Annotated in this window: 21 protein-coding genes and 3 pseudogenes; 16 read left to right on the forward strand and 8 right to left on the reverse strand. The window is 61.9% G+C overall.

Annotated elements, in window-relative coordinates:
- Positions 1-9 precede the first annotated feature (9 nt).
- From ACOZK4_RS22355 to ACOZK4_RS22370, 4 genes and pseudogenes are all read left to right on the forward strand, one after another.
- Positions 10-459 (forward strand): hypothetical protein, encoded by a 450-nt coding sequence (locus ACOZK4_RS22355; protein WP_421593871.1) that lies wholly within the window; start codon positions 10-12, stop codon positions 457-459.
- A gap of 122 nt (positions 460-581) precedes the next feature.
- Positions 582-1805 (forward strand): calcium-binding protein, encoded by a 1224-nt coding sequence (locus ACOZK4_RS22360; RefSeq protein ID WP_421593873.1) that lies wholly within the window; start codon positions 582-584, stop codon positions 1803-1805.
- Positions 1806-1895: 90 nt separating this feature from the next.
- Positions 1896-2186, forward strand: coding sequence for a ribbon-helix-helix domain-containing protein (locus ACOZK4_RS22365; RefSeq protein WP_313521873.1), 291 nt, complete (start codon positions 1896-1898; stop codon positions 2184-2186).
- A pseudogene (locus ACOZK4_RS22370) lies at positions 2183-2317 on the forward strand (type II toxin-antitoxin system RelE/ParE family toxin); the annotation flags it as partial. The gene ACOZK4_RS22365 and the pseudogene ACOZK4_RS22370, both read left to right, overlap by 4 nt.
- Positions 2318-2533: 216 nt before the next feature.
- Here the strand turns inward: ACOZK4_RS22370 and ACOZK4_RS22375 are convergent.
- A complete protein-coding gene (locus ACOZK4_RS22375) occupies positions 2534-2677 on the reverse strand; it encodes a helix-turn-helix domain-containing protein (protein ID WP_421593875.1) in 144 nt (47 codons plus the stop codon).
- Positions 2678-3166: 489 nt separating this feature from the next.
- Here ACOZK4_RS22375 and ACOZK4_RS22380 point away from each other — a divergent pair, with 489 nt between their 5' ends.
- The 3 genes from ACOZK4_RS22380 (at position 3167) to ACOZK4_RS22390 (ending at position 4990) form a co-directional block, all read left to right on the forward strand.
- Positions 3167-3334: a hypothetical protein gene (locus ACOZK4_RS22380; RefSeq protein ID WP_421593877.1), complete on the forward strand. Its 168-nt coding sequence runs from the start codon at positions 3167-3169 to the stop codon at positions 3332-3334.
- A gap of 1018 nt (positions 3335-4352) precedes the next feature.
- A complete protein-coding gene (locus ACOZK4_RS22385; RefSeq protein WP_421593878.1) occupies positions 4353-4601 on the forward strand; it encodes a DUF982 domain-containing protein in 249 nt (82 codons plus the stop codon).
- A 131-nt stretch (positions 4602-4732) separates the two neighbouring features.
- Positions 4733-4990 carry a hypothetical protein gene (locus tag ACOZK4_RS22390; protein WP_313521868.1) on the forward strand — a complete coding sequence of 86 codons (258 nt, stop codon included), beginning with the start codon at positions 4733-4735 and terminating at the stop codon, positions 4988-4990.
- A gap of 30 nt (positions 4991-5020) precedes the next feature.
- Here ACOZK4_RS22390 and ACOZK4_RS22395 read toward each other — a convergent pair whose 3' ends face one another.
- On the reverse strand, positions 5021-5200 hold the full coding sequence (locus tag ACOZK4_RS22395; RefSeq protein ID WP_313521866.1) for a hypothetical protein: 180 nt from the start codon (positions 5198-5200) through the stop codon (positions 5021-5023).
- 366 nt (positions 5201-5566) lie between these two features.
- Here ACOZK4_RS22395 and ACOZK4_RS22400 point away from each other — a divergent pair, with 366 nt between their 5' ends.
- Both ACOZK4_RS22400 and ACOZK4_RS22405 read left to right on the forward strand, forming a co-directional pair.
- Complete coding sequence (locus tag ACOZK4_RS22400) at positions 5567-7051, forward strand: nucleobase:cation symporter-2 family protein (protein ID WP_313521864.1); 1485 nt, start codon at positions 5567-5569, stop codon at positions 7049-7051.
- A gap of 54 nt (positions 7052-7105) precedes the next feature.
- The gene (locus tag ACOZK4_RS22405; protein ID WP_421593880.1) at positions 7106-8239 is read left to right on the forward strand and encodes a sensor histidine kinase; all 1134 of its coding nucleotides are present in this window, start codon (positions 7106-7108) and stop codon (positions 8237-8239) included.
- Between the two features lie 29 nt (positions 8240-8268).
- Here the strand turns inward: ACOZK4_RS22405 and ACOZK4_RS22410 are convergent, their stop codons facing one another.
- Positions 8269-8406, reverse strand: a complete 138-nt coding sequence (locus tag ACOZK4_RS22410) for a hypothetical protein (protein ID WP_421593881.1) — start codon at positions 8404-8406, stop codon at positions 8269-8271.
- A gap of 251 nt (positions 8407-8657) precedes the next feature.
- On the opposite strand from ACOZK4_RS22410, the pseudogene ACOZK4_RS22415 reads away from it, so the two are divergent.
- Positions 8658-9061: pseudogene (locus tag ACOZK4_RS22415) on the forward strand (GFA family protein).
- 32 nt (positions 9062-9093) lie between these two features.
- On the opposite strand, the pseudogene ACOZK4_RS22420 reads toward ACOZK4_RS22415, so the two are convergent.
- Positions 9094-9233: pseudogene (locus ACOZK4_RS22420) on the reverse strand (D-galactonate dehydratase); the annotation flags it as partial.
- A 41-nt stretch (positions 9234-9274) separates the two neighbouring features.
- Positions 9275-10021, reverse strand: a complete 747-nt coding sequence (locus ACOZK4_RS22425) for a FadR/GntR family transcriptional regulator (protein WP_421593883.1) — start codon at positions 10019-10021, stop codon at positions 9275-9277.
- 163 nt (positions 10022-10184) lie between these two features.
- Between ACOZK4_RS22425 and ACOZK4_RS22430 the strand changes: the two genes are divergently transcribed.
- Positions 10185-11714 (forward strand): UxaA family hydrolase, encoded by a 1530-nt coding sequence (locus ACOZK4_RS22430; RefSeq protein WP_421593885.1) that lies wholly within the window; start codon positions 10185-10187, stop codon positions 11712-11714.
- On the opposite strand, the gene ACOZK4_RS22435 is transcribed toward ACOZK4_RS22430, so the two are convergent.
- Positions 11715-12068 (reverse strand): VOC family protein, encoded by a 354-nt coding sequence (locus tag ACOZK4_RS22435; protein WP_421593886.1) that lies wholly within the window; start codon positions 12066-12068, stop codon positions 11715-11717.
- Positions 12069-12078: 10 nt separating this feature from the next.
- Positions 12079-13164, reverse strand: coding sequence for a GntR family transcriptional regulator (locus tag ACOZK4_RS22440; RefSeq protein ID WP_421593889.1), 1086 nt, complete (start codon positions 13162-13164; stop codon positions 12079-12081).
- A gap of 157 nt (positions 13165-13321) precedes the next feature.
- On the opposite strand from ACOZK4_RS22440, the gene ilvD reads away from it, so the two are divergent.
- Positions 13322-15157, forward strand: a complete 1836-nt coding sequence (gene ilvD, locus ACOZK4_RS22445) for a dihydroxy-acid dehydratase (protein ID WP_313521850.1) — start codon at positions 13322-13324, stop codon at positions 15155-15157.
- A gap of 44 nt (positions 15158-15201) precedes the next feature.
- On the opposite strand, the gene ACOZK4_RS22450 is transcribed toward ilvD, so the two are convergent.
- Positions 15202-15606: a GFA family protein gene (locus tag ACOZK4_RS22450; RefSeq protein WP_421593891.1), complete on the reverse strand. Its 405-nt coding sequence runs from the start codon at positions 15604-15606 to the stop codon at positions 15202-15204.
- 85 nt (positions 15607-15691) lie between these two features.
- Between ACOZK4_RS22450 and ACOZK4_RS22455 the strand changes: the two genes are divergently transcribed.
- The 4 genes from ACOZK4_RS22455 (at position 15692) to ACOZK4_RS22470 (ending at position 21243) form a co-directional block, all read left to right on the forward strand.
- The gene (locus ACOZK4_RS22455; RefSeq protein ID WP_421593893.1) at positions 15692-16153 is read left to right on the forward strand and encodes a MarR family winged helix-turn-helix transcriptional regulator; all 462 of its coding nucleotides are present in this window, start codon (positions 15692-15694) and stop codon (positions 16151-16153) included.
- Positions 16154-16234: 81 nt separating this feature from the next.
- Positions 16235-16969 (forward strand): DUF899 domain-containing protein, encoded by a 735-nt coding sequence (locus tag ACOZK4_RS22460; protein ID WP_421593895.1) that lies wholly within the window; start codon positions 16235-16237, stop codon positions 16967-16969.
- Between the two features lie 26 nt (positions 16970-16995).
- On the forward strand, positions 16996-17772 hold the full coding sequence (locus ACOZK4_RS22465) for a VOC family protein (RefSeq protein WP_421593896.1): 777 nt from the start codon (positions 16996-16998) through the stop codon (positions 17770-17772).
- Positions 17773-17910: 138 nt separating this feature from the next.
- On the forward strand, positions 17911-21243 hold the full coding sequence (locus ACOZK4_RS22470; RefSeq protein ID WP_421593898.1) for a DUF2126 domain-containing protein: 3333 nt from the start codon (positions 17911-17913) through the stop codon (positions 21241-21243).
- Positions 21244-21247: the final 4 nt, after the last annotated feature.

A 21247-nucleotide genomic window follows, 5' to 3' on the forward strand; every position in this document is an offset into this window, starting at 1 on the left:
GTGATGACCATGCAATACAGCAGCATTGCCGCACTCATTCTGACCGTCGCCCTGCTGACTGGAAAACCCTGCTTTTCCGGCGAAATAGCGCCCAAACCTGTCGTGGTGAAATCTATCGTCCTCGATGGCCAAAAGATCGCACCGGGTGGAGCGGTTGCCGAAATCATCGGCCTTCGGAAAAATGGCGACGGTTTCTTGTCCGTCCGCGCCGCACCGTCCATCAAGGCCGCGGAGATCGATCGTTTGGATCAGGGGGCACGCGTCATCCTTGCCACGCCTGACGATTGGGATGTCGCAACATTTGTCGGCGTTATCTACGCGCCTGCTGTGAGAGACGATGTCCCTTTGATGGAAACCTGCCAGATACCCGAAGCTCCACCGTACTTCGATGGCCCCTATACCGGCCCGTGCCGATCCGGCTGGGTGGCCAAGCGCTTCGTACAGGTATTGGCAGATTGAGGGTCGGGTGAAGAGACCGGGGCATGGGTGAGCCTACACCCGTCGACTGATCCAAGCGCGGCCTAAAGCAAAGCGGGTAATTCATTCGGGACTCTACCGAGTACCGGTCTTTGGAGCTTCATATGGCACTTCAAATCATCACACGCGACAACGCCGACGTTGATACCTTAAGCCTTTCAGCGGGAACCGATCTGTTCATTGCGACGGGCGTAAATCTCAACGGAAGGGGCTGGACGCTGATCGACAGCTGGTCCCAAAACGTTGGCGTGTTCGTCTCTGCCGGAGCCCGTCTGAGCGGCGAGGTCGGGGTTATTCGCCTGACGGACACCACCAAAGCTGACAAGTGGATCGAGATAGAGCAGGGGGCGCGGGTCTCAGGCGACAGCTATGGCGCCTCCTTGTCCGGTGACAGGTTTGAGTTCAAGAATGCCGGCCAAGTGACCGGTGGCGCGAACGGCATGATCTATGCCCTGTCCGACCCCAGCCATGGCGGAACGATCGAGAATTCCGGGCAGATCATCGGCGGCAACAATGCCCTCATGTGCAACTTCGGTGATGAAACCGGCACCCTCACCGTGACCAATAGCGGCCTGATCTGGGGCGGTTCCTTTGCCATCGCAGGCGCCAGCGGCGTCGCATATCGGATCACCAACAGCGGCACGTTTCGTGGTGTTGTCGAGCTGGGCAACCAAAACGACGTAGTCAACAATGTCGGCGGCAAGATTGCCGGCAACATCATGTTCAAGGCTGGGAACGACGTCTATAACGGCGCGGGTGGTCGGCTGACGGGAAACATTTTCGCAGGCGCAGGCAACGATACGCTTCGTGGCGGGGTCGACAATGATTTCTTCAACGGCGGCTCCGACAACGACAAGCTCTACGGCGGCAAGGGCGCCGACACGCTCAACGGTGATGACGGGAACGATATCCTTCAAGGCGACGACGGCAACGACATCCTGAACGGTGGAGATGGGATCGACACCCTCTATGGCGGGCTAGGCAAGGACACGCTGACGGGGGGAGCCGCCAAGGACACATTCGTCTTCAAATCGGTGCGAGATTCGACGGTTGCCTCAACCGGACGCGATATCATCAAGGACTTCGCGCGTGCCGATGCTGAGAAGGTCGACTTGAAGCTGATTGACGCCAGTACCAAGGCAAGCGGGGATCAGGAGTTCACATTCATCGGAACACAGGCGTTCCACAAAGTCGCAGGCGAACTGCACTACGAGATCAAGTCAGGCGACACCTACATCTCGGGTGACGTCAATGGAGACGGCGTGGCGGACTTCACCATCGTGCTCGATCTCAGCCTTGCCATGAGGGGTAGCGACTTCATCCTGTAGTCCGCGCATGAGTCGACATCGGTATCCGGCAAATCTGTAGGATTAAATCGTGCTCTATGGTATTAAACGTGGTAGCAAAGGATACCGATCATGCGCACAACCCAATCCCTCAGCATCACCCTGCCCGTGGAAATGGCGCAGATGGTAAAAGCCAAAGTCGCTTCCGGCGAATATGCGACGGAGAGCGAAGTGATCCGTGATGGCCTGCGCACCTTGGCCGCTCGTGATGCCGCAATCGAGAAATGGCTGCTGGATGAGGTCGCCCCAACCGTCGAGGCCATTGACGCCGGCGATATGCGCACCTCGTCACCGGAGGAAACCCGGCGACGGCTTCATGCCCGTATCGATGCTTTGGCGGGCAGGACGTCCTCTCGCGCATGATATCTTACGTCGTTTTGTTCAGCGATGCGGCAGAAGGCGATCTGGCGCAATTGCTGACCTACCTTGTGCCGCAAGCCGGCGAGCGCGTGGCTCGGGCCTATGTGGATAAGCTGATCGACTATTGCACGGAATTCGCGACATTTCCCGAGCGGGGCTTGAGACGTGGCGCTCGGCCTACGGATCTTAGGCTATCGCCGCAGAGCCACCATCGCCTTTCGCGTCAAAGACGACACCTTAACGATCCTTCGCATTTATCACGGCGGCAAGGATACCGATGTCATATCCATTGGCGACGTCTGATTGACCTAAATCATTACAATAGTATCGGCGGTCCTAGGGCGCCATTCTCAAGCGAGCCCGCTAACAGGCTTTGTCATGTTCAGTATCCGATAGACCTGCATTCGGGAGCAACCAACCCGGCGGGCTATGTCGGCAGGGCATAGCACCGCTGCCTGCGCATCGAAAATGACCTGCCGATCAATCCGCGCCACGCCACCGCGGGGGTTCTAGGTCTTGATCAGCGGAACTTACACGTGCGTAACCGATGCGGGCTATTTCGTCACCTTTAGGTTTAGGCCCAAGGCTACCTCGTAACAAATAGAGCCGGCCAACCTGTATGTTACAGGGCGGCTTCCCCGGCGAGCGACGCCACGCCAAAGCGTACCTTGACATAACAACCCACTGCTATTTTTTCAGCGCTTTAACAGCGAGATCAATTTGATGTAACTATTATTATCAAGAACTATTCCCAATTCAATATTTACGTTATTTACGTTTTTCTGGAAAAATAATTTTATACACAAAAATATCAAAAATTTTTCTAAAATATTTTTGTGTCATTAGAAATTATCCTACATCCAAAATAACAGATCCCAAAATAACCCTTAAAAGACCTATGCTCGCTGCACTTCCACGAAACGAACCACGGCATATCTCACAATAAAAACGTGAGCATAAGAAGAACAAAGATGGAGATAGCTATGCAGACTGATACTTTAGCAAGAGCCCTTGCGACAGTGGTAGGATCCCGCGTATGGCGCGAAAAAGTAGCAGCTGAGCTCGCCGAGCGACTTCAGGAGATGCAGGTGGCTACCCGCCCCCTCTACGTCCTCAAGAGCAAAAAGCAGTTGAAGCTGCGCCTACAATGATCCTGCAGTCCCTACACCAAGAGAGTCCGAAAGACGAAGCCTTCGAAGTGCTTGCGCTCCATGACTCGATGCACCCGAGGCCATCCGAACGGTGCTTGCGGGACGCGACGCGGTGGAAGATCTTTTGCGTATCGCGGCGATCGCCATGGGCCGCGGCTACACTAGGGGCTGGAAGCCCCAAGCCTGCAAAATATGCACCACATGAGAGGCATGCGCCGTGGGTTGTGCCGCGCTTTTCCTACTGAGGGCTATCATCGGCGCTTTCCTGCGCTCATTAAGCTGTTTTGGGCGTCTAGCTCGAAATCATGAAGCAGATGACAAGCCCTTTGCTAAAAGGTTTGAACACACCGTGCGTTCACTGCGCTTGGTTTCGTTTTGACAACATTTTTCTGAAGAAGCCCGATATTATCGCAGCCTGAGCGGCGTCCGTGGAGCCAGCCCCCGCGGACTGCCTATAAAAGCGCTTGGCTCTAATCCAGCCAGAAGGTCCGATCCCAGACTGCAACCGCGCCCGCCACCTCTACGATTATGGCCCTCACTCGGCTAGCTACCGACGGAGGTACTCGCCCATTGATGACGATAGCCTGGGGCTGAAATGTGATTTCGATCGTGAACTGTGAGCAAAGCTCATCGTAAGCTACCGCGGCTTTGATGGAGGCGCGCAGCCCGTATTCCTGCGCGCCGAAGCCGCCACCGAGAGACGCTTGAAACATCTCGACCTCCCATACTTTTGAATATTATTGGAAACGGAAATGGTGACGCGATGTTCCGGTGGCCGTATCAAAAAACCCCTTGGATTTTATGGTATTTATATTTCGAGATTCGAGGCCGGGACCCATGTCGTCCCCAAGAAGCCCCTGACATCACACCCGTCTCCGGAGAGGACGCGCCGCCGAAGACGGGTGATTAATCCCGCCGCGACGCCCTCGCACACTTGCCTCACAAATTTCGTTGATCTGTCACGGAACCACCTTCACCTGATCGGCATTTCTCGCCCCAGTTAGATGGGAATTTTGAAATGCTTTCTGTGATTTGGGACCATGCCCTCGCAATTCTCCTACCGGGAACGCCCCGCGCAATAGAGATCAGGGATCCGCGCAACGCCATGTTTGTGCTGGCCGAGAAATGGCCGGTGACGTATGGACGCGCTTTTCAGCGGGCGCTCGCATTTTGCGCGAAGGCGATCGAAGGAAAATGCTCTCCGTCCAGGGCTCGCCTGGCATTCCTCGCAGCTGCCCGAGAGGCCAATGTCGAGGTGGTTCGCTAGAGTATCCACCCAGTCTTTCGAATGCTACTCTTGCGAAGGCCGGAACGAACCGCGCGTTCTGAGAGTTGGTCCGACAGCACTAGTCCTCTGCTTTATTGCAGGGGTCAGAGCCGATCGACAGGAGGCCACCAATGAACGTCCGAATTTCACCGCCCCAACGACCGACGACTGATCCAGATGTCGTAGTAGAATGTGAGCACGCAGTCGATGCGGCCGTGCAGGAGCTTGCCGATCGTGTGATCATCGCTGGCTGGCCGCCTGAGGCGGTTTTCGAGGCGATCCAACGCGTTGCCGATCGTCAGGCGGCTGCTTATCAGGCAGATCCGGAGCCGGCACATGATCCGGTTGGAGTGCGCCCGCGAACAGGCTTTTCCTTCACACCGTTCTGATATGATTTGCGGTCCGATAAAGATCGCGACTTACAACGTCGACGGCGTGAACGGTCGGCTCGACGTGCTGTGGTCGATATCGGCGCCGGGCAGATGCACATCGGCAACGGCTGACGCTGCCCTCCAGTGCAGGACGGCGTCCTCGTGACGTCCGACGGCACCAGCCTCTATTGCCTTCTGCGCCAGAGCAAGCGCCTCGGTTTCCCGCACATTCTTCGGTTCTTATCCTGGCTTCCGGCGCTTCCTCAGCTCCGTTGCAGCGCAGCCGAACGCCGGGCGGAAATACACATATGCCGTGTGGGAAACAGTTGACGGCATCAAGTGTTTTGCGCTCAAATGCCGGCAGGGACAAGCCGCTTGCCGCCTCAAAAATCAAATGCCAATTCCATGAAAAGGCATTGAAATTCCGGTCGGCGCCGGCCGACTGCGAAAACTCCCCGTCGCACGATTACCCCGGGAATACGTAAAGTGTTTATCGCCTGGCTATGCTTGCAGCGCACGACCGCAGCGCGAAAAGGATAGGACACCCCGTTGGAGGACGGGACAGGTAGGGTCGACGTGATAGGAGGAGTATCCATGAACGACGCATCCAGTATACACCCGGTGGACGAGAAACTGCCCGTCGGCAGGCTCGCAACGCTGGGCATCCAGCATGTCCTCGTCATGTATGGCGGCGCGGTCGCCGTACCGCTGATCGTCGGCCGGGCCCTGCAGCTCAGTCCGCAGGACGTGGCATTCCTGATTTCCGCCGACCTTTTCGTCTGCGGTCTCGTCACCATCATCCAGTCGCTCGGCGTCGGCCGCCATGTCGGCATTCGCCTGCCGGTCATGATGGGCGTCACCTTCGCGTCCGTCGGCCCCATGGTTTCCATGGCGACGCTCAATCCCGGCCCGGATGGCGCCCGCATGATTTTCGGCGCCATCATAGGGGCCGGCTTCATCGCCTTGCTGCTTGCGCCCCTCATGGGACGCCTGCTGCGGTTCTTCCCGCCTGTCGTGACGGGCACGATCATCCTCGTCATCGGCGTGTCGCTGATGCGCGTCGGCATCAACTGGACCTTCGGCAATCCCTTCGGCCCGACGGCACCGAAGCTGATCGACCCGGCCCATGCCGCCTGGCTGACGCAGATGAAGGAACTCGCCAAGACAGGCGGCCCAGCCATTCCCGATGGTCTTGCCATCGCGCCGAGCATTTCCAACCCTGTTTATGCCGAGCCGAGCCATATTGCGCTTTCGGCCCTCGTCCTGATCTCGATCCTGCTCATCGCCCGTTTCGGCAAGGGCCTGATCAGCAATATCGCGGTGCTTGCCGGCGTCGTTATCGGCTGCGTCGCGGCCACAATTTTTGGCCTGATGCATTTCGACCGCGTCGGCGATGCCGGCTGGTTTGCCGTCGTCACGCCGCTGCGCTTCGGCATGCCGATCTTCGAGCCCGTGCTGATCGCCACCATGGCGCTCGTCATGATCGTCGTGATGATCGAATCGACCGGCATGTTCCTGGCGCTCGGCGAAATCACCGACAGGCCGATCGGCCAGCAGCAGCTGACCTCGGGTCTACGCGTCGATGGCATCGGCACGATGATCGGCGGCCTGTTCAACACCTTCCCCTACACGAGCTTCTCGCAGAATGTCGGCCTCGTCGGCGTCACCGGCGTGAAGAGCCGCTATGTCTGCGTGGCGGCCGGCGTGATCATGATCATCCTGGGCCTCATTCCGAAGATGGGCGCCCTCGTCGAGGCCGTTCCGACATTCGTGCTCGGCGGTGCGGGCCTGGTGATGTTCGGCATGGTCGCCGCAACGGGTGTGCGCATCCTCGCCAATGTCGACTTCAAGTCCTCGCGCAACAACCTCTTCGTGGTTGCGGTCTCCGTGGGCTTCGGTCTCATTCCGCTGCTGGCGCCGAACTATCTGATGTGGATGCCGCATGCGATCCATCCGATCATCGAATCGGGCATCGTGCTCGCCTCGATCGTCGCGGTTATCCTCAATGCCTTCTTCAACGGCGTCGGGTTCAACCAGTCCTCCGCAGTCGAAGCGGCCCGCATGGCCGACTCGCACTAACCGCGACACTCGCTCAATCGAAACCCGGCTTGCGATCCGCAGGCCGGGTTTTTCGTGCACAATGGTTGCCCGGCCATTTTCCTCTCCTCACTTCCAAGGCATAGCAAAACACGGCGTTTGGCCGTTCGTAAAACAGTGGCTTCGGGAGTTTTCATGGCAGGCATATTGAATGGGCGCGAGGCGCTTGTTTTGGCCGTTACCCTGTGGACGGCGCTGTCGATCAACGACATCCTGATGCTGCCGGGCGGCCTGCCGCTCATCGCCCCCGGTTGGTTGAGCAGCATTCTGCTCGCCATCGTTCTGGCAAGGATACTTCAGCACCTTCAAAACCAACCCAAAGGGTTGGCCATCGGTTTCGGCATCCTCGCCGTCGTTCTTGCCGGCATGAGCCAGGCCGTGCTCGATATCGCCATCATCATGCTGGCCGGTCCCCACATCCTGCCGGGCGGCCTGAGCGTTCCCGGCTTTGCGATCGCCAATACGTGGGAAAAAGCCCTCTTGCAGTTTCGTTTCAGCATGATCTGGAACGTCATCGTTTTCGGCTTCTACGTGGCCGCGCTCTCATTGCTCAATGCGCAACGCCGCAAGCTGGATGCGGAAATGCGGGCGCTGCGCTACGAACTCAATCCGCATTTTCTCTTCAACACACTGAATTCCATCGCCGGCCTCATCGAGGAGGGATCGGCAGGACGGGCGGACCGCATGGTGCTGTCCCTGTCGCGCTTTCTGCAAACGACCCTGTCGCTCAACCCGCTACATGACGTACCGCTCGTGCAGGAGGTAGCCCTACAGCGCGACTATCTCGAAATCGAACGCGAACGCTTCGGCGAACGCATGGCTTTCGAGATACGCCTTCCGGTAGAGCTTGAAACCGCGCTGGTGCCGAACCTCATTCTTCAGCCATTGATTGAAAACGCGGTCAAACACGGCGTTGGCCCGTCAAGCAGACGCGTCACCATCGTGCTGGACGCGCGGCAGGAGACAGACCGTCTGGTGCTGAGCGTCGAAAACGATCTGCCACCGGAACAGGCAGGCCGCAAACCGGCAGGCATGGGCATGGGCATCGGCCTTAGGAATATCACCGATCGGCTGCAAGCCCGTTTTGGCAAAAGGTGGCAGCTTTCGTCAGGCCCGGTGAATGGCAGCCGCTACCGGGCCGCCATCAGCCTGCCGCTCCGCAAAGCCTAGGAGCGTTCAGGTCTTCCGGAGCCGCGCTATCAGTTCAGCGGGATGGAAACCGCACCGCTCGACACGGCCGGGCGGGCATAGGTCGTGTTGTCGGCCGCCGTTGTGCTGCAGCCGGCAAGCGCGAGGACGGCGAGTGTGGCAATGATGAAACCGGAAGTGGGACGCATGAATCTCTCCTTGGATAGTGCCCCTAAGAGATAGGGGCCGCAAGTGATTCCGTCCACCGCACTGGCAGATGAAAAGTTGGGGCACCTCTGGAACACCAACCCACGCCTGAACTTCGGCCTCTCCCGCCCTATCTGGAACTCGGCACGCCTGAAATCGTTCAGGCCTCAGCCCTTCGCACCCTGCGCCGCAGGCCTGCACCTTCAGCCCCCCAATCCAACGACTATGAACCGTGTCAACGGGAGGACTTTTCATGGCCGATGCCCAATGCGCCTGTGGCGCACTCCGACTGGCAACCCGCGAACCGCCGCGCTTGACGGCACTCTGCCATTGCCTGGCGTGCCAACGACGACTGGTGCGCCGTTCAGCGCCAATGCCTTCTATGCAATCGATTGCGTCGAGGTTTCAGGACCGAGCACGGAATTCGTCCGCACCGCCGAAAGCGGACGCATGGTCCACATGCATTTCTGCCCGACCTGCGGCTCGACCGTTTTCTGGAAGGCCGAAGCCGCGCCGTTCTGGATCGGCGTGGCGGTCGGCGCCTTCGCCGACCCGGCCTTTGCCCCGCCCAGCCTCTCGGTCTTCGAGCAATCCAAACACGGCTGGGTCACGCTCGACGAGACGATGGAGCATGCTCAGGGCCTGCCGAGCGGTTGACAAGGCAAGCGGGAGCCGGGGCATTATCCCGGTTTGTGCACAGCGGCTGCGACGGTCAGTGCGCGGCGTTCTACGACCGGCTCATCCCGCCAACGATGCCCTCGTCCGTCTCCACCTTCACGAACAGCCAGCGCGGCGGCACGATATAGGTGGTAAGCTTGATGATCTTCATCCGTTTGCTTGCATCGCGGGTCTCGTCTCCCGAGAGATTCGTCAGATTTCCGCCGCCTTGCCCATCAGCGCCGACAGGTCGCGCGCGGCGAGATCGAGAATGTGGCGCGAACAGGTCTCTGCCCGGGCACCATCGCGAAGCCGCAGCGCATCCACGAGATCGCGGTGCACATCCAGCGCCTCGTCACGCTTTGCCGATGCCCGGTTGGAGGCGTGCAGCGCATAGGAAAGGGCAGCGTGGATGATGGAGGAGAGCTGGTGAAAGACCTTGTTGTGGCTCGCCCTGAGCAGGGTCTCGTGGAAACGGGCGTCCGCCGCGGTGAAGGTCTCGAGATCACCCTCCGCCTCCCCCATCTCGTCGCAGGCCCGTTCGAGATCGGCGATTTCCTGCGCGGTGGCGCGCGAGGCGGCGAGGAAGGCGGCGGCCGGCTCGACCGTGCGGCGTGCTTCCAGAATGGAACTGAGGAGTTCGGCCGAGAGCACATCCGGCCCCATCCATTCGAGGATCTGCGCGTCGAGCACGTTCCAGTCAGACCGGTCGCAGACGAGCGTCCCGACACGGGGGCGGCCGCGAACCAGCCCCTTGGTCTCCAGAACCTTCAGGGATTCGCGGATGACGGTGCGGCTGACGCCATAGGTCTCGCAAAGGTCGCTTTCGCGCGGCAGAACCGTTCCCGGCGGAAAACGCCCGCCGCAGATGTCCGTGCCGATGGCCGCCGTCACATTGTGACGCACGCGCGGACGGCGCGACAAAGGCCGCTGGGCCTGTCTCCTTGCTTTCTCCGGCACGCAACCTCCCGATCCGCAGTTCAAATCATCGTACAATTACTGAATAATGATATGACAAATTGATGGCGGAAACCATGACGCTTTGTTCCCCACAATGAAAATTCCTATGTTTGACTTCTGCCGGCAAAGTGCATAATGCGCCGATCCCTCAGGAGGACCCGCCATGCTCGCCGACCTTCCCGCCGTGCTCGTGCTCAACCCGAAAGACAATGTCGGCGTGGTGCCGGCCAATGTCGATGCCGGCCGGGCGCTGGTGAACGGCGTGACTGCCATTGAACGCATCCCGCGCGGCCACAAGGTCGCGATTGCGGCGATTGCCGAAAATGCGCCGGTGTTGAAATACGGCCAGATCATCGGCTATGCGACGAAGGCGATCCGCCCCGGCGAGCATGTGCATCTGCAAAACCTCGCCATTCTCGACGTTGCGCTCAAACACGAATTCTGCGTCGACAATGCACCGCCGGTCATGGTGCCGCAGGCCGAACGGCACACCTTCGATGGTTACGACCGCGGCAATGGCCGCATCGGCACGCGCAACTATATCGGCATCCTCTCGACGGTGAACTGTTCCGCCACCGTCTCGCGCTATGTGGCGGAGCACTATGCCCGCAGGTTCCGCGAGACCGGTCATGAGAATATCGACGGTGTGGTGGCGCTGACCTATGGCGGCGGCTGCGCGCTCAACCTCAAATCCGAGGGCGGGCGCATCCTGACGCGCACCTTCAAGGGCTACGCCCGCAATCCCAATTTCGGCGGCATCCTGATGATCGGGCTGGGCTGCGAGACCTTTCAATACGGCCCGCTGATCGAGGAAGCCGGACTGGAAGAGGGAAAAACCTTCCGCAAGATGATGATCCAGGAACAGGGCGGCACGCGCAAGACGATCGAGGCCGCCTGCGCCATGATCGATGACATGCTGCCGGATGTCGGCCGCATCCGCCGCACGCCGCAGCCGCTCTCCGGCATCAAGCTGGCGCTGGAATGCGGCGGCTCCGATGGCTATTCCGGCATTTCCGCCAATCCGGCGCTCGGCATTGCATCCGACCTTCTCGTGCAGGAGGGCGCCACCACCGTGCTGTCCGAAACACCGGAAATCTATGGCGCGGAACATCTCCTCACCCGCCGCGCCGCCCGGCCGGAGGTCGCCGAAAAGCTGCTCGCCCGCATCGACTGGTGGCGGGACTACACGGCAAAGAACGACGCCGAGCTCAACAACAACCCCTCCTTCGGCAACAAGGCGGGCGGCCTCACGACCATTCTGGAAAAGTCGCTCGGCGCCGTGGCCAAGGGTGGCTCCATGCCGCTCAACGCGGTCTATGAATATGCCGAGGCGGTGACGGAGCCCGGCTTCGTCTTCATGGACACGCCCGGCTACGACCCCGCCGCCGTGACCGGCCAGATCGCCGGCGGCTGCAACCTCGTCGCCTTTACCACCGGCCGCGGCTCGGTCTCCGGCTACAAGCCGGCACCCTGCATCAAGATCGCCACCAACACGCCGATGTACGAGCACATCAAGGAGGACATGGATATCAATTGCGGCACCATCGTCGACGGCACCGAGACGATCGAACAGGCCGGCCGCCGCATCTTCGACTTCGTCATCGAGACCGCCTCCGGCCGCAAGACGGCGAGCGAAGGTTTCGACTACGGCGACAACGAATTTGTGCCCTGGCAGGTCGGCGCGATTACCTGATCAGCGTGTGTGCATGACGATGTTGACCAGTGTGCCGGCAGGATCGCGCACGAAAAAGCGCCGGACACCCCAGGGTTCGTCCGTCGGCCCGTATTCCACGGCGTAGTTGCCGGCAAGCACGGCCCGATAGGCCGCCTCGACATCGTCGACCTCGACCGAGAGGCCTGGCACCGGCGTGCCGGAACCGCCTTCCGAGGCAAAGCTCACCTGCAGCGGCATGGTGCCGTCATTGCCATAGGTGGCGATCCAGCCGTGGTCCATCAGCAGGTCCAGCCCGAGCACATCCGCATAGAACCGCGCGACCGCGCCCGGATCGGCAGTCTCGATATTGGCGACGATGCGTTTGACCTTCATGGGAAACTCCTCAGCGCGCGACCGGGGTGGCATAGGCGGGAACGTCGGGACGGTGCGCTGCACGCAGTTCCGCGACGCGGCTGATCACCTTGGGCAGCGAGACGACGATGTGATGGCGCAAAGTCTCGGCCGCGCGCGCGATATCCTCGACGTCGAGCGCGCGGAACACGGCGAGATGCTCGGCGATGAACGGCTCGGCCGCGGGCATGCGGTGCGAGACGCCGATGATGTGCTTGCTGACATTCAGCATGAACCGCGCACGGCGCAGCGCGATCAGCAGCTCCCGGTTCGGGCAGTAGCCGAGGCAGGTGATGTGCAGATCGGTTTCGAGATCGTCCATCGCCTGGACCGAAAGGTCGGGATAGGCGGCGAGCGCCTCTTCCAGCCGGTCGCTCATCATGCGCCGCTCGGCCGGCGGAATGAAGGGCGCAGCCTGCATCAGCGCCACCGGCTCCAGTGCGACGCGGATATCGTGCAGGTCGCGCATGCGGCTCTCGTCGAGCGGCACCAGCGTCCAGCGCATGCGCTCGTCCTTCTCGACGATGCCGAGCGCTTCGAGCCGCGTCAACGCATCGCGCGCCACCTGTCTTCCGACGCCCCGCGCACGCGCCAGCTCCACTTCGTTGATGCGATGGCGGCCGAAGACGGAGAGATGCACCATCTCCCGCTCAAGACTTTCATAGATCGCTTCCCAGCCCAGCGCCTTGCGCAGACCCGGCGCTTCTTCGCTCAGCCCGAGCATATCAGGCGTCAGCGCCACGCGCTTCGGCCCGCTGCGCCCCTGCCCGACGAGAAAACCCCGCCCATCGAAGCGCCGGACCATGCCGCCCTCTTCGAGGAGAACAAGCGCCTGACGCACCGGCGTGCGGGTGGAGGCGAAGAGGGCTGCGACCGGGCCTTCCAGCAGCAGTGCGCCCTTGGGCAGTCGGCCCGCGGAAATCGCCTGCGCCAGCACGTCGCGAATGCGTAGATAGAGCGGGCTCTTGTCGAGCCCCGCCTCGCCCCCCTCAGCGCCCGCTTCCGCCAAATCCTGCCCCGTGCCGTTCATGGCGCGGACCATGGCATGAATGCACCATGCCGACAACGGTCGTGACACCAGCGACCGCCAGCAAGGAAATTGCGTCGCACCGTCAAAAAATCATCATTCCTTTCGTGACGTGCGGGGCGTTTTGCGCTAGGGAAACCCTCGTAAGGCTCGCAATCCGGCTTGAAGACGCCCATATGCCAGCCACATCCACCTCGAGGAATTGACCATGCCCGCATATCGCTCCCGAACCACCACCCACGGCCGCAACATGGCCGGTGCCCGCGGCCTCTGGCGCGCGACCGGCATGAAGGATTCGGATTTCGGCAAGCCGATTATCGCGGTGGTGAATTCCTTTACCCAGTTCGTGCCCGGCCACGTGCATCTGAAGGACCTCGGCCAGCTCGTCGCCCGCGAAATCGAAAAGGCCGGCGGCGTCGCCAAGGAATTCAACACGATCGCCGTCGACGACGGCATCGCCATGGGCCATGACGGCATGCTCTATTCGCTGCCGTCGCGCGAAATCATCGCCGACTCGGTCGAGTACATGGTCAATGCGCATTGCGCCGATGCCATGGTCTGCATCTCGAACTGCGACAAGATCACGCCCGGCATGCTGAATGCCGCCATGCGCCTCAACATCCCCGCCGTCTTCGTTTCCGGCGGCCCGATGGAAGCCGGCAAGGTCGTGCTGCACGGCAAGACCCACGCGCTCGACCTCGTGGACGCCATGGTCGCCGCTGCCGACGATAAGATTTCGGATGAAGACGTCCAGGTCATCGAGCGCTCCGCCTGCCCGACCTGCGGCTCGTGCTCGGGCATGTTCACCGCCAACTCGATGAACTGTCTGACCGAAGCCCTCGGCCTGTCGCTGCCGGGCAACGGCTCGACGCTCGCCACCCATGCCGACCGCAAGCGCCTCTTCGTCGAAGCCGGCCACCTGATCGTCGATCTCGCCCGCCGCTACTACGAGCAGGAAGACGAGAGCATCCTGCCGCGCAACGTCGCCAACAAGAAGGCGTTCGAAAACGCCATGTCGCTCGACGTGGCCATGGGCGGCTCGACTAACACCGTGCTGCACATCCTCGCGGCGGCGTACGAAGGCGGTATCGATTTCGACCTTGATGACATCGACCAGCTGTCGCGTCGCGTCCCCTGCCTCTCCAAGGTCGCGCCCGCCAAGCAGGACGTGCACATGGAAGACGTGCACCGCGCCGGCGGCATCATGCGCATTCTCGGTGAACTCGACCGCGGCGGCCTCATCCACCGCGACACGCCGACGGTGCATGCCGAAACACTCGGTCACGCCATCGACCGCTGGGACATCACCCGCACGACCAGCGAAACGGTGCGCACCTTCTTCCGCGCAGCACCGGGCGGCATCCCGACCCAGGTCGCCTTCAGCCAGGAAGCCCGCTGGGACGAACTGGATACGGACGGCGAAAAGGGCGTCATCCGCTCCGTCGAACACCCGTTCTCGAAGGACGGCGGCCTTGCCGTCCTCTCGGGCAACATCGCGCTCGACGGCTGCATCGTGAAGACCGCCGGCGTCGATGAATCGATCTTGAAGTTCACCGGCCCCGCCGTCGTCTTCGAAAGCCAGGATGCAGCCGTGAAGGGCATTCTCGGCAACGAAGTGAAGGCCGGCGACGTCGTCGTCATCCGCTACGAGGGCCCGAAGGGCGGCCCGGGCATGCAGGAAATGCTCTATCCGACGAGCTACCTGAAGTCGAAAGGCCTCGGAAAGGCCTGCGCGCTCGTCACCGACGGCCGCTTCTCCGGCGGCACCTCGGGCCTGTCGATCGGCCATGCCTCGCCGGAAGCGGCGCAGGGCGGCACGATCGGCCTCGTGCGCGATGGCGACATCATCGAGATCGACATCCCCAACCGCACGATCAACCTCGCGGTTCCGGAAGCCGAACTCGCCGCCCGTCGCGCCGAGCAGGACAAGCTTGGCTGGAAGCCGGCAGCCCCCCGCAAGCGCAATGTCACGACGGCGCTGAAGGCCTATGCCGCCTTCGCCGCCAGCGCCGACAAGGGCGCTGTGCGCATCCTGCCGGAATAAGCTTTTGCCGGGCGCGGAAACTACTTCCGCGCCCGGTCTGCTTTTCAGAGGTGCTTCGTCACCTCGGGCGTGTTCCACCAGGCATTGTTTCGCCCGTCGAAATACTGGATCGGCAACTCCGCCAGTTCGCTCTGCTCGATGTTGTCGAGGCAGGCGACGTTGATCGAAACATAATCCCCGCCGATCGCCTCGATATAGCCGTGGCCGAAGGCCGAGACGCCGCAGTTCTTGCAGAAGCGGTGATGGCCGCTCATCGTGCCGAACTGGTAGTCGCCAAGATCCGCCTCGTCACATTGCAGGCGAAAGGCATCCGGCTTGATCTGGGCGCCCCAATAGCGCTTCTTCGAGCAGATAGAGCAATTGCAGCGACCCGTGCCGGCGGAAAGATCGATATCGGCCTCGTACCTTATCTTCCCGCAGTGGCAGCTTCCCTTGTAGGTCTTCAGCATCGCTTTCTCCTCGCTTGCGCCGTCAGGCGTTAAATGACAATATGTTGTCAAAGTCACCATCGCAAAACGACAACATGCTGTCAATATGAATCCGGATCGTACCCCCGCCGGCGACGCCTTCGCCACTTTCGCCATTTCCGTCCTGCGCCTCGCCGGCCATTTGCAGAATGCCGGCGACGCACTTGCCAAACCCGCCGGCCAGACGAGTGCCCGTTGGCAGGTGCTGGCCGCCGCCGATCACGCGCCGATGTCGGTCGCCGATGCCGGGCGGGCGCTCGGCATGACGCGGCAGGGCGTGCAGCGCGTCGCCGACCTGCTCGAACGGGACGGCCTTATCGCCTACGCCGACAACCCCGCCCACCAGCGCGCCAAGCTGATGGCGCTGACGGAGACCGGCAAGACAGCGCTCGAAACGATCCAGGCGCGGCAAGCCGTCTGGGCCAATGCGTTGGGCGAGATACTCGGCAAAAAAGACATCGCGGAGGCAACACAAACCGTCCTCGCCGCATTGCAGGCCGTCGAGAAACAGTCCGTGCCGGATGGGTGAGGCCGGCTCGCACTTTGACACGGACCGAAAATGTTGATACCAACGCATTCGTCGAAAGCCCGAGAAAGAGGAGTTCCGAGCATGAGACCGAACCACGAGGTCGTATCCCGGGAGGAATGGCTGGACGCCCGCAAGGCGCTGTTGGCCATGGAGAAGGAGGAAACGAAGCTGCGCGACAAGGTGCGCGCCGAGCGCCTCACCCTGCCCTGGGTCAAGGTCGACAAGACCTACATTTTCGAGACAGCCGATGGCCGCAAGACGCTCGCCGAGCTGTTCGACGGCCGCAGCCAGCTCATCGTCTATCACTTCATGTATGGTCCAGAATGGGAGGCCGGCTGCCCCGGCTGCTCCTTCATGGCCGATCACATTGACGGCATGCTGCCGCATCTCAACAACCACGACGTCACGATGATCGCCGTCTCGCGCGCGCCGCTGGAAAAGCTGACCGCCTACAAGAAGCGCATGGGCTGGACCTTCCCCTGGGTGTCGTCCTTCGGCAGCGATTTCAACTTCGACTACCATGTCTCCTTCACCAAGGAGGAGCTGGCGAGCGGCAAGGTGATGTACAATTACCGCGAAACGCCGACCGCCGATGCGCATGACGAACTGCCCGGCCTCAGTGCCTTCGCCAGGGACGAGGACGGCACGGTCTACCACACCTATTCCGACTATGCCCGCGGCGGGGAGGAAGCCTTGGGCACCCTGATGATCCTCGACCGGGCACCGAAGGGCCGTAACGAGACCGGCACGCTGAGCTTCATCAAGCGCAAGGACGAGTATGCCGATGCGCCCAAGGCGCATTCCTGCTGCGACTGAACGAAGACACAAACGGGAGAACCCGCATGCACAAGGACTATGGCAAATTCTGCTGGTACGAGTTGATGACGCCGGATGTGCCCGCCGCCGAACGTTTCTATGCCTCGGTCGTCGGCTGGTCGATGCGCGATTCCGGCATGGAGGGCATGAACTACACCCTCGCCTATGCCGGTGAAAACCAGGTCGCCGGCCTGATGTCGCCGCCCGCCGGGGCCGGCAACATGCCGTCGATGTGGATGGGCTATATTTTCAGCGACGACATCGAGAACACGCTGAAGGATATCACGGCGAATGGCGGCACCGTGCATCGCCAGCCGCAGGACATTCCCGGTGTCGGCCGCTTTGCCGTCGCCGCCGATCAGCACGGGGCGATCTTCTCACTCTTTTCCACCGAGGACGAAGGCCCCGCCGATCCCGGCATGATGGAGCCGCAGCGCGTGGGTTGGCATGAATTGATGGCCGGCGACCTCGAAGAGGCCTGGGCCTTCTATTCGAAGACCTTCGGCTGGACGAAGGACATGGCCGTCGACATGTCGGAGGCCGGTATGGGCACCTACCAGACCTTTGCGGTGCGTGGCGGCAATGCCATCGGCGGCATGATGACGAACCCGCCCGGTTCGCCCGCCCCGCCGGTCTGGGGCTACTATTTCGTCGTCGAAGGGCTGGATGCGGCCGGAAAGCGCGTCATGGATGGCGGCGGCCAGATCCTGATGGGACCGATGGAGGTGCCCGGCGGCGCCTGGATCCTCAATTGCGCCGATCCGCAGGGCGCCCATTTCTCGCTGGTCGCGATGCACCGCTGACGAATGGCCGGTCGGCGAGCAGGCGGGGTGCCAAGGTCCCCGGCACCCCGCAGGCATTCCCGCTTGCAATCTCTCTTCGCATTGCACAAACTCCCCTCGATGGCGGCTTAAGACCGCCCGAGGGGAACAAGAGCGCGCATGTCCATCAAGGCCGGTATCTACCACCTCACCCATTATATCTACGACAAACCGGTCCGCCTCGGACCCCAGATCATCCGGCTCAAGCCGGCGGCGCATTCCAAGACAAAGGTCATCAGCCACTCGCTGAAGGTTTCGCCCGAAAACCACTTCGTGAACCTCCAGCAGGATCCCTACGGCAACTATCTCGCCCGCTACGTCTTTCCCGACCCGGTCACCGAGCTGAAGATCGAGGTCGATCTCGTTGCGGACATGACCGTCTACAATCCCTTTGACTTTTTCGTCGAGGAAGAGGCCGAACACTGGCCCTTCGACTACCCGGAAGACCTGCGCGAAGACCTCAAGATCTATCGCACGCCCGAGCCGATGGACCCGGCCCTCGACGCCTTCATGAAGACGATCGACCGCACGCCGAAACAGCGCACGGTCGACATGGTCGTCGGCCTCAATGCGCGGCTCCAGCAGACGGTCGGCTACGTCATCCGCATGGAACCGGGCGTGCAGACGCCCGAGCAGACGCTGACGACCGCGCTCGGCTCCTGCCGCGATTCAAGCTGGCTGCTCGTGCAGATCCTGCGCAATCTGGGTTTTGCCGCCCGCTTCGTCTCGGGCTATCTCATCCAGCTCGCCCCGGATCTGAAGGCGCTCGACGGCCCCTCCGGCACCGAGGTCGATTTCACCGACCTGCACGCCTGGTGCGAGGTCTATCTGCCCGGCGCCGGCTGGATCGGGCTCGACCCGACCTCCGGCCTGCTGACGGGCGAAAGCCACATCCCGCTTGCCGCCACGCCGCATTACCGCAATGCCGCGCCGATCAGCGGCGGCTATTTCGGCGAGGCGAACACCGAATTCGACTTTGCGATGACGGTGGACCGCGTCGCCGAACATCCGCGCATCACGAAACCCTTCTCCGACGAAAGCTGGGAGGCGCTGAATGCGCTCGGCCGCGAGGTTGAAGGCGTGCTTGCGGCCAATGATGTGCGCCTCACCATGGGCGGCGAGCCGACCTTCGTCTCCATCGACGATTTCGAATCGGGAGAATGGAACACCGAGGCCGTCGGCCCGACCAAGCGCGAGAAGGCCGACCAACTGATCCGGCGCCTGCGCCAGCGCTTCGCCCCCGGCGGTTTCCTGCACTATGGCCAGGGCAAGTGGTATCCCGGCGAAAGCCTGCCGCGCTGGACCTTCTCGCTCTACTGGCGCAAGGACGGCAAGCCGATTTGGCACAATCCCGAGCTGATCGCCACGGAGGCCGCCGACACCGAGGTCACCGAAAAGCAGGCCGAAGCCCTCTTGGCCGGCATCGCCGCCGAACTCGATATCGAGCCGGACATGATCATCCCCGCATACGAAGACCCGGCGGAGTGGATCATCAAGGAAGGCAGCCTGCCGGAAAACGTCGATCCCTCGAATTCCAAACTCGAAAGTCCGGAAGAGCGGGCGCGTATCGCAAAGGTCTTCGAGCGGGGCCTGACGACCGCCACCGGCTACATCCTGCCGGTGCAGGCTTGGAACGCCAAGGCCGGCGGGCGGCGCTGGGTGAGCGAGAGATGGCGCACCCGCCGCGGCAAGATATTCCTCATTCCCGGCGATTCCCCGATCGGCTTCCGCATGCCGCTCGGCACGCTGCCTTATGTGCCGCCGTCGCAATATCCCTATATCCATCACGCCGATCCCTCGATCCCGCGCGAGCCGCTGCCCGACTACAGCGCTCCGGCAAGGACCTTGGCGCAGGCATCGCTCCGGGCAGCAGAACCCCAGCAGGACCGCAACGAACAGAATATCGCCGGATCGACCGGCGACATCCGCGGCGCTGTGCGGACCGCGCTCAGCGTCGAACCGCGCGACGGCCGCCTGTGCGTCTTCATGCCGCCGGTCGAGCGCATCGAGGACTATCTCGACCTGATCGCCGCTGCGGAGAAGGCAGCCGCCGATCTCGGCCTGCCGGTCCATATCGAAGGATATGCCCCGCCGCAGGACGAGCGCATCAATGTGATGCGGGTCGCACCCGATCCCGGCGTCATCGAGGTCAACATCCATCCCGCCGCCAACTGGCAGGATTGCGTGGCGATCACCACCGCGACCTACGAGGAGGCCCGCCTCACCCGGCTCGGCGCCGACAAATTCATGATCGACGGCCGTCATACCGGCACCGGCGGCGGCAACCATGTGGTCGTCGGCGGCGACAATCCGAACAACAGCCCGTTCCTGCGCCGGCCGGATCTTCTGAAGAGCCTCGTGCTGCACTGGCAGCGCCACCCGTCGCTTTCCTACCTGTTTTCCGGCATGTTCATCGGCCCGACGAGCCAGGCCCCGCGCTTCGACGAGGCGCGGCACGATAGTCTCTACGAGCTGGAGATCGCCCTGTCGCAGGTGCCGGCGCCCAATGAGGGCGCGCCACCGCTCCCGTGGCTGGTCGACCGGCTGTTCCGCAATCTCCTGACCGACGTCACCGGCAACACGCACCGCTCGGAAATCTGCATCGACAAGCTGTTCTCGCCTGACGGCCCGACCGGCCGTCTCGGCCTCGTCGAGTTTCGCGGCTTCGAAATGCCGCCGAACGCCCGCATGAGCCTTGCCCAGCAGCTTCTGATCCGCGCGCTGATCGCCCGGTTCTGGCTCAACCCGGCACAGGGCGGCTTCGTGCGCTGGGGCACGACCCTGCATGATCGTTTCATGCTGCCGCACTATGTCTGGCAGGATTTCCTCGACGTGCTGGCCGACCTCCGGGCAAACGGCTTCGATCTCAGGCCCGAATGGTTTGCCGCCCAGCTCGAATTCCGTTTCCCCTTCTGCGGCGAGGTCGAATACGAGGGCGCCAATCTCGAAGTGCGCCAGGCGCTCGAACCCTGGCATGTCATGGGGGAAGAGGGTGCGATCGGTGGCACCGTACGTTATGTCGATTCGTCGGTCGAACGGCTTCAGGTGAAGTTGGAGACCGCCAATCCCGAACGCTACACCGTGGCCTGCAACGGTCGCCCGGTTCCGCTGAAAAGCACGGGCACCCGTGGCGTCTCGGTCGCAGGCGTGCGCTACAAGGCGTGGCAGCCCGCATCGGGCCTGCATCCGGGACTGCCCGTCAACACACCGCTTACTTTCGACATATATGATACATGGTCGAAGCGAGCGATCGGGGGCTGCATTTACCACGTTGCCCATCCGGGCGGACGCAACTATGACACCTTCCCGGTAAACGGAAACGAGGCCGAGGCGCGCCGGCTGGCGCGGTTCGAGCCCTGGGGGCACAGGACGGGCGGCTATCTGTTGCAGCCGGAAAATCCGCCGGCGGATTTTCCGCTGACGCTGGATTTGCGCAGGCCGCCCGGCATCTAGCCCT

It is taken from the genome of Shinella sp. M27 (assembly GCF_049199905.1).
Classification (GTDB): Bacteria; Pseudomonadota; Alphaproteobacteria; order Rhizobiales; family Rhizobiaceae; genus Shinella.

Bases quoted from the DNA above. Each gene is read 5' to 3' on its own strand.
- ACOZK4_RS22390 (WP_313521868.1), top strand. From the start codon at position 4,733: ATGAACGTCCGAATTTCACCGCCCCAACGACCGACGACTGATCCAGAT.
- ACOZK4_RS22435 (WP_421593886.1), bottom strand. From the start codon at position 12,068: ATGAAGGTCAAACGCATCGTCGCCAATATCGAGACTGCCGATCCGGGC.
- ACOZK4_RS22400 (WP_313521864.1), top strand. From the start codon at position 5,567: ATGAACGACGCATCCAGTATACACCCGGTGGACGAGAAACTGCCCGTC.
- ilvD (WP_313521850.1), top strand. From the start codon at position 13,322: ATGCCCGCATATCGCTCCCGAACCACCACCCACGGCCGCAACATGGCC.
- ACOZK4_RS22430 (WP_421593885.1), top strand. From the start codon at position 10,185: ATGCTCGCCGACCTTCCCGCCGTGCTCGTGCTCAACCCGAAAGACAAT.
- ACOZK4_RS22410 (WP_421593881.1), bottom strand. From the start codon at position 8,406: ATGCGTCCCACTTCCGGTTTCATCATTGCCACACTCGCCGTCCTCGCG.
- ACOZK4_RS22365 (WP_313521873.1), top strand. From the start codon at position 1,896: ATGCGCACAACCCAATCCCTCAGCATCACCCTGCCCGTGGAAATGGCG.
- ACOZK4_RS22380 (WP_421593877.1), top strand. From the start codon at position 3,167: ATGCAGACTGATACTTTAGCAAGAGCCCTTGCGACAGTGGTAGGATCC.
- ACOZK4_RS22385 (WP_421593878.1), top strand. From the start codon at position 4,353: ATGCTTTCTGTGATTTGGGACCATGCCCTCGCAATTCTCCTACCGGGA.
- ACOZK4_RS22355 (WP_421593871.1), top strand. From the start codon at position 10: ATGCAATACAGCAGCATTGCCGCACTCATTCTGACCGTCGCCCTGCTG.
- ACOZK4_RS22360 (WP_421593873.1), top strand. From the start codon at position 582: ATGGCACTTCAAATCATCACACGCGACAACGCCGACGTTGATACCTTA.
- ACOZK4_RS22465 (WP_421593896.1), top strand. From the start codon at position 16,996: ATGCACAAGGACTATGGCAAATTCTGCTGGTACGAGTTGATGACGCCG.
- ACOZK4_RS22470 (WP_421593898.1), top strand. From the start codon at position 17,911: ATGTCCATCAAGGCCGGTATCTACCACCTCACCCATTATATCTACGAC.
- ACOZK4_RS22450 (WP_421593891.1), bottom strand. From the start codon at position 15,606: ATGCTGAAGACCTACAAGGGAAGCTGCCACTGCGGGAAGATAAGGTAC.
- ACOZK4_RS22460 (WP_421593895.1), top strand. From the start codon at position 16,235: ATGAGACCGAACCACGAGGTCGTATCCCGGGAGGAATGGCTGGACGCC.
- ACOZK4_RS22455 (WP_421593893.1), top strand. From the start codon at position 15,692: ATGAATCCGGATCGTACCCCCGCCGGCGACGCCTTCGCCACTTTCGCC.